Here is a 10,481-nt window from a genome sequence, read left to right on the forward strand (position 1 = left end):
GCGCGGATCAGCGGATCTGGTTCTCGTCGCCGGAGGAACGCCCGCCGGCCGAGGGGATCGACTTCTGCATCTGGACGAGGAACTCGACGTTCGACTGCGTCTCCTTGAGCTTCTCGAGGATGACGCCGAGCGCGTGCTGCTGGTCCATGCCCGCGAGGGCCCGGCGCAGCTTCCACGTGATCTTGACCTCGTCGGGGCTCAGCAGCATCTCCTCGCGGCGGGTGCTCGACGCGTTCACGTCGACCGCCGGGAAGATGCGCTTGTCGGCGAGCTGGCGCGACAGGCGCAGCTCCATGTTGCCGGTGCCCTTGAACTCCTCGAAGATGACCTCGTCCATCTTGGATCCGGTCTCGACGAGCGCCGTGGCGAGGATCGTGAGCGATCCGCCGTTCTCGATGTTGCGCGCGGCGCCGAAGAAGCGCTTGGGCGGGTACAGCGCCGACGCGTCGACGCCGCCCGAGAGCACGCGGCCCGACGTGGGGGCCGACACGTTGTAGGCGCGGCCCAGGCGGGTGATCGAGTCGAGCAGCACGACCACGTCGCGGCCCAGCTCGACGAGGCGCTTGGCGCGCTCGATGGCGAGCTCGGCGACCGTCGTGTGGTCCTCGGCGGGGCGGTCGAAGGTCGAGGCGATGACCTCGCCCTTCACCGTGCGCTGCATGTCGGTGACCTCCTCGGGGCGCTCGTCGACGAGCACGACCATGAGGTGGACCTCGGGGTTGTTCTGCGCGATCGCGTTCGCGATCTGCTGCAGCACGATCGTCTTGCCCGCCTTCGGGGGCGCGACGATGAGGCCGCGCTGGCCCTTGCCGATCGGCGCGACGAGGTCGATGATCCGCTGCGTCAGCTTCTCGGGCGCCGTCTCGAGGCGCAGGCGGTCCTGCGGGTACAGCGGCGTGAGCTTGCCGAACTCCACGCGGTCGGCCGCGTCGTCCACCGACAGGCCGTTGATCGAGTCGACCTTGACCAGGGCGTTGTACTTCTGGCGGCCCTGCTGCTCGTTCTCGCGGGGCTGCTTGATGGCGCCGACGACGGCGTCGCCCTTGCGCAGGTTGTACTTCTTCACCTGGCCGAGCGAGACGTACACGTCCTGCTGGCCGGGCAGGTAGCCCGTGGTGCGGACGAACGCGTAGTTGTCGAGCACGTCGAGGATGCCCGCGATCGGGATGAGCACGTCGTCCTCGCCGATCTCCGGCTCGAACTCGTCGCTCTGGGCGCCGCGCGTGCGCTTGTTGCGGCGGTTGCGGTCCTCCTGCGGCTGCGCCTGCGCCTCGGGCTGTGCGCCGCCGTTCTGCGGGCCGTCGCCCTTGTTCTTGTTGCGGTTGCGGCTGCGGCTGCGGCGGCTGCGGCCGCGACCGGAGCCCTCCTCGCCGTCGCCGTCCTGCTCGTCGGCCGACTCGGCGTCGTTCTTGCGCGCGTCGCCCTCGGCCTGCTCGGCCTGGGGCGCCTCGGCGGCGTCGTCGCTCTTGGCGGCCTTCGCGCCGCGGCCGCCCTTGGTGCGCGGGGCACGGGCAGGCTTCTCGGTGGCATCGGCCTCGGGCTGCTCGGCCTTGTCGGCCTCGGGCTTCTCGGCCTTCGCGGCGTCGGACTTCGCGGCGTCGGCCTGGTCGGCCTGCGGCGCCTCGGGCTTGTCGCCTTCGGGCGCCTCGGCGGGCTTCTCGGCCTCGGCGGCCGCGGCGGCATCGGTCTCGGCGGCCTTGCCGCGGCGGCGCGGGGCGCGCTTCGGCTTCTCGGCCGGCACCTCGGCGGGCTCGGCCGCGGCCTCGGCGGCGGCGGGCGCTGCCTGCTCGGCCGGAGCCTCGGCGGCCGGCGCGGCCTGCTCGTTGCCGGTCGCCTCCACGGCGGCGACGGTGGACGCGGCCTTGGCGCGGCGCGGTGCACGCTTGCGCGGCGCCTTCGCCGGGGCCTCGGTGGCCTCGGCCGTGCTCGCCTCGGGGGCGGTCTCGGCGGTGGCGGGAGCGGTGACGCTCTCGTCGCCCTTGGCCTCGACGGCTTCGGACTGGATCTCGGAGATGGACTCCAACGTGACTCCTCATCGGGTCGTGGATTCTCAGCCAGCCGCAGGGGGATCCGTCAGACGGGATCCACCGTGCGCGCGCCACGTCGTGCGCCGGTCAACCGGTTGCCGCACCGAAGAGAACACACTCGGGCGGACGGTGGGGTGACCGTGCGGGGCTTCGCAGATTGCGACGGAGGTCAGAATTCGTGCTCTGAGGCACCCTCCGCTGTGATCCTCACTGTACCACCTCGGCGCGGCGCCGACGGCGCTTGCCACGGTCGTTTCACCTCCACGCCTCCGGCGCTGACGTCCAGCAGCGGGAGGCTCAGCGCAGCGCGGCCGAGGCGATGTAGTCGCGCAGCGCGCTCGCGTCGTCCGGCATCTCCACGACGCGCTGCGGCGCGGACATCATCTGCTGCAGCTCGGGCGACAGCTCCAGCTCCACGCCGATCGCCTCGCGGATCGTCTCGGCGAACTTGTGGGGCTTGGCCGTCTCGAGCACGAGCATCGGCACGCCCGGCTCCGCGAACTCGCGCGCGACCTTCACGCCGTCGGCCGTGTGCGGATCGATGACATCCCCGGTCGCCTCGTGCACGGATCGGATCGTCGCCAGGCGATCCGCGTGCGTCGACGTGCCGCTCACGAGGCCGAACTCCTCGGCGAAGCGCGGCTGCTCGGACGAGAAGTCGAACGATCCGCCCTCCAGCTCGCGCCACGCGTCGACGACGCGCGCGGCGTCGCGGCCGACGAGCTCGAAGATGAAGCGCTCGAGGTTCGACGCCTTCGAGATGTCCATCGACGGGCTCGAGGTCGCGAGGGTCTCGGCGGCCCCGCGCGGGCGGTACACGCCCGTGCGGAAGAACTCGTCGAGCACGTTGTTCTCGTTCGTCGCGAGCACGAGGCGGCGGATCGGCAGGCCCATCTGCCGCGCGTAGAAGCCGGAGAGGATGTTGCCGAAGTTCCCCGACGGCACGGTGAACGACAGCTCGGTCCAGCCGCCCGCGTCGGTCGCGCGCAGCCAGGCCCAGAAGTAGTAGACGACCTGCGCCGTGATGCGGGCCAGGTTGATGGAGTTGACGGCGCCGAGGTGGTGCGCCCGCTTGAACTCCAGGTCGCCGGCGAGCTGCTTGACGAGGTTCTGGCAGTCGTCGAAGACGCCGTCGATCGCGATGTTGTGGATGTTCGGATCGTCGAGCGAGAACATCTGCGCGCGCTGGAACGCGCTCATCCGGCCCTGCGGCGACAGCATGAACACCGCGATCCGCTCCTTGCCGCGCAGCGCGTGCTCGGCGGCCGATCCCGTGTCGCCCGACGTGGCGCCGAGCACGTTGAGCACCGATCCGCGGCGCTCGAGCGCGTACTCCAGCACCTGGCCGAGGAACTGCATGGCGAGGTCCTTGAACGCCAGGGTCGGCCCCTCCGAGAGCCCGACGAGCTCGATCCCGTCGCCGATCGCGCGCAGCGGCACGACCTCGCCGGGGAAGGGCTCGTACGCCGCGGCCACCATGCGCGCGAGATCGCGGCGCGGAATGTCGGTCGCGAAGAGTGCGAGGATCTCGGTCGCCAGCTGCGGGTAGGTCAGCGCGCGCCAGCGCTCGAGCGTCTCGCCGTCGACCTCCGGAAGCTCGGCCGGCACCGAGAGCCCGCCGTCGGGGGCCAGCCCCTCGAGCAGGGCCTCGCTGAACGACAGCGGCTCGCCGCCGCCTCGGGTGGAGAGGTAGTTCATCGATCCGGCGCTCCTCGGGTCAGCTGTCGCGACATGTCCATTCTGGGGTCGTCGGACGCGTGTGTCGTGCCGCCCATGAAGTCCACGGCCAGCATGAGCGCCTGCCACGACCCGTCCGCGGCCTCCTCGGCGACGGCGGCGGCCTCGAGCCGGCGACCGGGTCCGTCGGCGAGCACGAGCACGCTGGGCCCGGCGCCCGAGACGACGGCCGCGAACCCGCGGGCGCGCAGCGCGCCCACGAGCGCGAAGGTCTCGGGCATCGCCTGCGCGCGGCGCTCCTGGTGCAGCTTGTCCTCGGTGGCCGACAGCAGCAGGTCGGGGCTCTGGGTGAGCGCCGCGATCAGCAGCGCCGAGCGCGAGACGTTGAACACCGCGTCCTCGCGCGAGACCTCGGCGGCCAGCACGCTGCGCGCCATGGACGTCGACATCGTCCGATCCGGCACGAACACGACGGGCGCGACGCCGCGGTGCACGAGCAGCTTCTTGTGCTGCGGCACCCCGTGCTCGGTCCACGCGATCGTGAGCCCGCCGAACAGCGCGGGCGCGACGTTGTCGGGGTGCCCCTCGAGCTCGGTCGCGAGCCGCAGCAGGTCGGCGTCGGTGAGCCGCCCGCCGAGCAGCCCGTTCGCCGCGAGCACGCCCGCCGCCACGGCCGCGCCGGACGACCCCAGCCCCTTGCCGTGCGGGATGCCGTTGTGCGCGACGATCCGCAGCCCGGGCGCGCGCTCGCCGGCCGCCTCGAAGCAGTACCGGATCGTGCGGGCGATGAGGTGCGAGTCGTCGCGCGGGATGTGCTCCGCCCCGCTGCCGGTGACCTCGATCTCCAGCTCGCCCGGCGCGAGGGCGGTCACCTCGACCTCGTCGTACACGCTGAGCGCGAGGCCGAGCGTGTCGAAGCCGGGGCCGAGGTTGGCGCTGGTCGCCGGGACGCGCACGTGCACGGTGCGCGGCGCGGCGGGCTCGGCGCTCATTCCCCTTCGACGCGCAGCACGGAGACCACGCGCTCGACGGCGTCGCTGGCGGCCAGGCGCGCGACGGTGTCGCTCAGCGCCTGCTCGCGGGCGCGGTGGGTGCCGATGACGATCGACGCCGTGTCGCCCTCGCGCTGGCTCTGATCCACCGTGGCGACCGAGACGCCGCCGTCGGCGAAGATCCCCGCGATCGTCGCGAGCACGCCCGGCTCGTCCGTCGCCTCCAGGCGCACCTGGTAGCGGGTGAGGATCCGCCCGATGGGCGCGGTCGGCAGGCTCATGCGCGGCGATTCGCCCACGCCCACGCCGCCGGCGATGTGGCGGCGGGCGGCCGAGACGACGTCGCCGAGCACGGCCGAGGCCGTCTGCAGCCCGCCGGCGCCGGCGCCGTAGAACATGAGCGGGCCCGCGGCGGCCGCCTCGACGAACACGGCGTTGTTGCCGCCGTGCACGCTCGCCAGCGGGTGGTCGCGCTCGATGAGCGCGGGGTACACGCGCACCGAGATCGACTCTTCGCCGTCGTCGTCGAGGCGCTCGCACACCGCGAGCAGCTTCACGACGAAGCCGGCGCGGCGAGCGCCCTCGATCATGTCGGCCGTGACGTTCTCGATGCCCTCGCGGTGCACGTCGTCCAGCGACACCTTGGTGTGGAACGCGAGGCTCGCGAGGATCGCCGCCTTCTGCGCGGCGTCGTAGCCCTCCAGATCCAGCGTGGGGTCGGCCTCGAGGTAGCCCAGGTCGGTCGCGATCCGCTGCGCCTCCTCGGCGCTCAGGCCCTCGCGGTCCATCTTGTCGAGGATGAAGTTGGTGCTGCCGTTGACGATCCCGAAGATGCGCTGGATCCGGTCGCCGGCGAGCGAGTCCTTGAGGGGGCGGATGATCGGGATTGCGGCGGCGACGGCCGCCTCGTACGACACGCTCGCGCCCACCTGGTCGGCGGCGTCGAAGATCTCGGATCCGTGCGTGGCGAGCAGCGCCTTGTTGCCCGTGACGACGTCGGCGCCCGAGGTGAGCGCCGTGAGCAGGTGCGTGCGCGCCGGCTCGATGCCGCCCATCAGCTCGATGACGATGTCGCTGCCGACGATGAGGCTCTCGGCGTCGGTCGTGAGCAGCTCGCGCGGCAGCTCGACGTCGCGCGGCGCGTCGGGGTTCCGCACGGCGATGCCCGCGAGCTCCAGCTCGGCCCCGGCGCGCTCGGCCAGCTCCTCGCGGTGCGTGAGCAGCAGGTGCGCCACCTGCGATCCCACCGATCCGGCGCCCAGCAGCGCGACCCGGAGCGTGCGCTTCTCGATCATTCGGTCTCCTCTTTCGGGTGCGCGGCGCCCGGCTGCAGGCCCAGGTCGCGCGCGAGCAGGTCGTCGATGGTCTCGCCGCGCACGATGACGCGCGCGGATCCGCCCGACAGCGCCACGACGGGCGGGCGGGGCACGGCGTTGTAGTTGCTGGCGAGCGAGTGGCAGTAGGCGCCGGTGGCGGGCACGGCGAGCAGGTCGCCGGGGGCGACGTCGGCGGGCAGGTACTCGGCGTCGACGACGATGTCGCCCGACTCGCAGTGCCGACCCACGACCCGCGCGAGGGCCGGCTCGGCGCCGCTCGTGCGCGACGCGATCCGCGCCGAGTACTGGGCGCCGTACAGCGCGGTGCGGGCGTTGTCGCTCATGCCGCCGTCCACGCTCACGTAGAGGCGCGTGACGGCGTCGGTGACCTGCACGGGCTTGACGGTGCCGACCTCGTAGAGCGTGACGCCGGCGCGGCCGACGATCGCGCGGCCGGGCTCGAACGCGAGGTTCGGCACGGGGATGCCGCGGGCGGCGCACTCCCCCGCCACGGCGTCGACGATGTCGCCGGCGAGCTGCGCGATCGGGGTCGGGTGCTCGGCGCGCGTGTAGGCGATGCCGTACCCGCCGCCGAGGTTCATCACGGGCACGTCGCCGCCCTCGAGCAGGCGGGCGTGCACGTCGACGAGGCGCGCGGCCGACTCGGCGAAGCCGGCGGCGCCGAAGATCTGCGAGCCGATGTGGCAGTGCAGGCCCATGAACTCCAGCTGCGGCAGCTCGCGGATGCGCGCGACGACCTCGGGCGCCTGCGCGAGGGGGAAGCCGAACTTCTGGTCCTCGTGCGCGGTGGCGAGGAAGTCGTGGGTCTCGGCGTGCACGCCGCTGTTGACCCGCACGAGCACGCGCTGCACGACGCCGAGGCGCTGGGCGATGGCCGCGAGCCGCTCGAGCTCGATCGGGCTGTCGATCACCACGGATCCGATGCCGACCGAGACGGCCTGCTCGAGCTCGGCGACCGACTTGTTGTTGCCGTGCAGCCCGATGTGGAACGGATCGACGCCTGCCGCGAGCGCGATGGCGAGCTCGCCGCCGGTGGCGACATCGAGGGCCAGGCCCTCCTCGCGCACCCAGCGGGCGACGGCGCCGCTGAGGAACGCCTTGCCGGCGTAGTAGACGCGGGCGTCCGTGCCGTGGCGGGCGGCGGCGTCGCGGAAGGCGGCGAGCACCTCGCGGGCCCTGGCGCGCACGGCGTCCTCGTCCAGCACGTACAGGGGCGTGCCGAAGTCGCGGGCCAGCTGGGTGGCGGGGATGCCGCCGATGCGCAGCACGCCGTCGGCGTCGCGATCCGCGCCCGCGGGCCAGACCGCCTCGACGAGGTCATTCGGGTCGTCGGGCACGGCGAGCCACTCGGGCACGACGGCCCCGTCGGGGCTGTGAGTCACCCGACGAGTCTAGGACGAGTCCGGCGGCGCGCCCCTTCGCACTGAGCCTTATGCGCAGTCGCCGGGCTGCTGCAGCGTCGGATCGTTCAGCAGCCCGCCGTCGAGCGCGAGGTGGGCGATGAGCTCGTCGCCCTCGACGGTCGCGTCCGACAGCGTGATGCCGCGCGGCAGGCTGTCCGACAGGCACACGGGGATCGGCTGGGCGAGGGCGTCCGGCACGCCGGGCGGGAGCTCGCCGGGCAGCTGCATGCGCCAGTCGCCGAGCGCGGCCTCGACAGGCGACAGCAGCAGCTGTCCGTCGGCCGCGGACGGGCGGAGCGTGAGCTGGAGGGCGCCGAGGATCGGGACCTCGCCCGAGACGGCGATGTCGGGTTCGGCGATGTCGATCCGCGCGGCGTCGCCGAGCGCCTGCCACGCGGTGCCCGAGCTCGCGCGACCGAGGAGGCTCTCGAGAGCGGCGGCGTCGAGGGCGGCGGTGGCGGAGGCGCGCTCGGCGGTCATGGCGCCGGTGTCGACGCCCTCGAGCGCGAGCCGCACGTCGGCGGTGAGGCCGTCGTAGGACACGCGCTCGCCCGTGACGTGCGCCTCGTCGATCCGGCCGCCGATGAGCTGCGGGATGACGAGCCCCGGGATCTCGACGTCGAGGTGCTCGACGCGGACGCCGGCGTCGACGACGGCGTCCTGCACGCGGTCGCGGATGACGGAGCGTGCGACGGCCTCGCCGGCGACGAACGCCCCGGCCGCGACCGCGACCACCGCCGCGATCGCCACGATCCATCCCCACCGCCGCCGCTTCATACGTGCACCCTCTCATCCCGACCTTGGTCGCGGGTGCGAACGGTTGCGGCCTTGGTCTCGGCGCGCTCGCTTCGCTCGCTTGCTCGACCCGTCTCCGCTCCGCGGCTGCGCCGCTCCGGTCGACGAGCGCAGATTCACCGCTCGTCGACCGAGCGAAGCGAGCGGAGACGGGTTGAGCGAAGCGCCCGAAGGGCGCGGAGTCGAAACCACCGGTTGCTGTGGTCGCTTCATCTCCGCTCGCGGGCGCTCGCTCCGTTCAGCAACCGATCCGGCACACCCCCGTCACATGCGCTCGGGGGCGCTCACTCCCAACAGGGCGAGGCCGTTGCGGAGCACCTGGCCCGTGGCGTCGTTGAGCCACAGGCGCGTGCCGTGCACGGGCTCGACGGGCTCGTCGCCCTTGGGGGTGACGCGGCAGTTGTCGTACCAGCGGTGGTACAGCCCCGCGATCTCCTCGAGGTAGCGGGCGACGCGGTGCGGCTCGCGCTGGTCGGCGGCGAAGGCCACGACGCGCGGGAACTCCTGCAGCGCGCCGAGCAGCGCGGCCTCGGTCTCGTGCGTGAGCAGCTCGGGCGCGAACGTGTCGCGGGTGACGCCCGCATCGACCGCGTTGCGCGCGACGTTGTGCGTGCGCGCGTGGGCGTACTGCACGTAGAACACCGGGTTGTCGTTGGTGCGCTTCTGCAGCACGTCGAGGTCGATGTCGAGGTTCGAGTCGGTCGAGCTGCGCACCAGCGCGTAGCGGGCGGCGTCGACGCCGACGATGTCGACGAGGTCCTCGAGCGTCACGACCGTGCCGGCGCGCTTCGACATGCGAACAGGCTGGCCGTCCCGCATGAGGTTGACCATCTGGCCGATGAGGATCTGCAGGTTCACGCCCGGCTCGTCGCCGAAGGCCGCGCACATCGCCATGAGGCGCTGCACATAGCCGTGGTGATCGGCGCCGAGCATGATGATGCAGCGGTCGAAGCCGCGCTCGCGCTTGTCGAGGTAGTACGCCAGGTCTCCCGAGATGTACGCGGGGTTGCCGTCCGACTTGATGACGACGCGATCCTTGTCGTCGCCGTAATCGGTGGTGCGCAGCCACACCGCGCCGTCCTGCTCGAAGATCCGACCCAGCTCGCGCAGGCGCTCCACGGCGCGCGCGACGGCTCCGGAGGTGTGCAGGTCGTTCTCGTGGAAGTACACGTCGAAGTCGACGCCGAACTCGTGGAGGCTCTTCTTGATGTCGTCGAACATGAAGTCGACGCCGATCCGCCGGAAGGTCTCCTGCAGCTGGTCGGCGTCGAGAGCCGCGAGGTCGCCGTCGTACGCCTCCACTACCCGCTGCGCGATCTCGCCGATGTACGCGCCGCCGTACCCGTCCTCGGGCGTGGGCTCGCCGCGGTAGGCGGCGACGAGGCTGCGGGCGAAGCGATCGATCTGCGCGCCGTGGTCGTTGAAGTAGTACTCCCGCGTGACGTCGCCGCCCTGCGCGGAGAGCAGGCGCGCGAGCGAATCGCCGACCGCGGCCCAGCGCGTGCCACCCAGGTGAATCGGCCCCGTGGGGTTGGCCGAGACGAACTCGAGGTTGATCTTCTGCCCGGCGAAGGCCGTGCCCGTGCCGTACGCCGTGCCCGCGTCGACGATGGTCTTCGCGAGCGCGCCGGCCGCGGCAGCCTCGAGGCGGATGTTGATGAAGCCGGGACCGGCGACCTCCACGCCCGCGACGCCGTCGACGGCGGTGAGACCCTCAGCGATCTCCTGCGCGAGCTCGCGCGGATTGGTGCCGAGCTTCTTGGCGAACTTCATGGCCGTGTTCGTGGCCCAGTCGCCGTGGTCGCGGTTCTTCGGACGCTCGAACGCGATGTCGGCGGCGGTGATGCCCAGGTCCTCGCCCGGTCGGCGTCGCTCGGCGATCGGCGCGAGGACGGCGAGCAGAGCGGCGGCGAGGGCATCGGGATTCATAGGCGTCAAGTCTATGGCGGCGCGGGGCGGACGAATGCTGAGCGGCCTGCCGCCCCGAGCGAGGGCGCAGGCGTCGCTTCATCTGCGTTCGCTTCGCTCACTCCGCTCGGCAGCCGAGCGAGCCGCACCCGGCCCAGGATCAGGCAGTCGAGATCACGCGGTGTGGGGCGGCGGGCCCCGAAGGCCCAGCGGAGGGGTGAGCGGGTGGGGAGTTCGGTGGGTTCGCTGCTGTCGGGTGGGTGGAGCAGGAAGGGGCCGTGGCGGTCGCGGGTGATGCGGTAGCGGTGGTGGTGGAGGTTCATGTGGTGGAACCTGCACAGG

The 10,481-nt window shown here is 72.5% G+C and carries 7 protein-coding genes and 1 pseudogene; all 8 read right to left on the reverse strand.

Annotated features, from left to right (window positions below; translation table 11 throughout):
* Positions 1 to 7 precede the first annotated feature (7 nt).
* A complete protein-coding gene (gene rho, locus ACYVJ0_RS06880) occupies positions 8 to 2,023 on the reverse strand; it encodes a transcription termination factor Rho (protein WP_460816866.1) in 2,016 nt (671 codons plus the stop codon).
* A gap of 301 nt (positions 2,024 to 2,324) precedes the next feature.
* On the reverse strand, positions 2,325 to 3,725 hold the full coding sequence (thrC, locus tag ACYVJ0_RS06885) for a threonine synthase (protein WP_460816868.1): 1,401 nt from the start codon (positions 3,723 to 3,725) through the stop codon (positions 2,325 to 2,327).
* Positions 3,722 to 4,696, reverse strand: a complete 975-nt coding sequence (gene thrB / locus ACYVJ0_RS06890; protein WP_460816870.1) for a homoserine kinase — start codon at positions 4,694 to 4,696, stop codon at positions 3,722 to 3,724. The genes thrC and thrB overlap by 4 nt, the downstream gene beginning before the upstream one ends.
* On the reverse strand, positions 4,693 to 5,991 hold the full coding sequence (locus tag ACYVJ0_RS06895) for a homoserine dehydrogenase (protein ID WP_460816871.1): 1,299 nt from the start codon (positions 5,989 to 5,991) through the stop codon (positions 4,693 to 4,695). The genes thrB and ACYVJ0_RS06895 overlap by 4 nt, the downstream gene beginning before the upstream one ends.
* Positions 5,988 to 7,415, reverse strand: coding sequence for a diaminopimelate decarboxylase (lysA, locus tag ACYVJ0_RS06900; protein WP_460816873.1), 1,428 nt, complete (start codon positions 7,413 to 7,415; stop codon positions 5,988 to 5,990). Before lysA ends, ACYVJ0_RS06895 begins: the two co-directional genes overlap by 4 nt.
* 48 nt (positions 7,416 to 7,463) lie before the next feature.
* The gene (locus ACYVJ0_RS06905) at positions 7,464 to 8,213 is read right to left on the reverse strand and encodes an LmeA family phospholipid-binding protein (RefSeq protein WP_460816875.1); all 750 of its coding nucleotides are present in this window, start codon (positions 8,211 to 8,213) and stop codon (positions 7,464 to 7,466) included.
* 282 nt (positions 8,214 to 8,495) lie between these two features.
* Positions 8,496 to 10,160: an arginine--tRNA ligase gene (gene argS / locus ACYVJ0_RS06910; RefSeq protein WP_460816876.1), complete on the reverse strand. Its 1,665-nt coding sequence runs from the start codon at positions 10,158 to 10,160 to the stop codon at positions 8,496 to 8,498.
* Positions 10,161 to 10,171: 11 nt separating this feature from the next.
* Positions 10,172 to 10,481: pseudogene (locus tag ACYVJ0_RS06915) on the reverse strand (hypothetical protein); the annotation flags it as partial.

It is taken from the genome of Microbacterium petrolearium (genome assembly GCF_054782875.1).

What these genes read in the sequence shown, in the direction of transcription:
- thrC (WP_460816868.1), bottom strand. Translation starts at nt 3,725, where the DNA reads ATGAACTACCTCTCCACCCGAGGCGGCGGCGAGCCGCTGTCGTTCAGC.
- thrB (WP_460816870.1), bottom strand. Translation starts at nt 4,696, where the DNA reads ATGAGCGCCGAGCCCGCCGCGCCGCGCACCGTGCACGTGCGCGTCCCG.
- ACYVJ0_RS06895 (WP_460816871.1), bottom strand. Translation starts at nt 5,991, where the DNA reads ATGATCGAGAAGCGCACGCTCCGGGTCGCGCTGCTGGGCGCCGGATCG.
- ACYVJ0_RS06905 (WP_460816875.1), bottom strand. Translation starts at nt 8,213, where the DNA reads ATGAAGCGGCGGCGGTGGGGATGGATCGTGGCGATCGCGGCGGTGGTC.
- argS (WP_460816876.1), bottom strand. Translation starts at nt 10,160, where the DNA reads ATGAATCCCGATGCCCTCGCCGCCGCTCTGCTCGCCGTCCTCGCGCCG.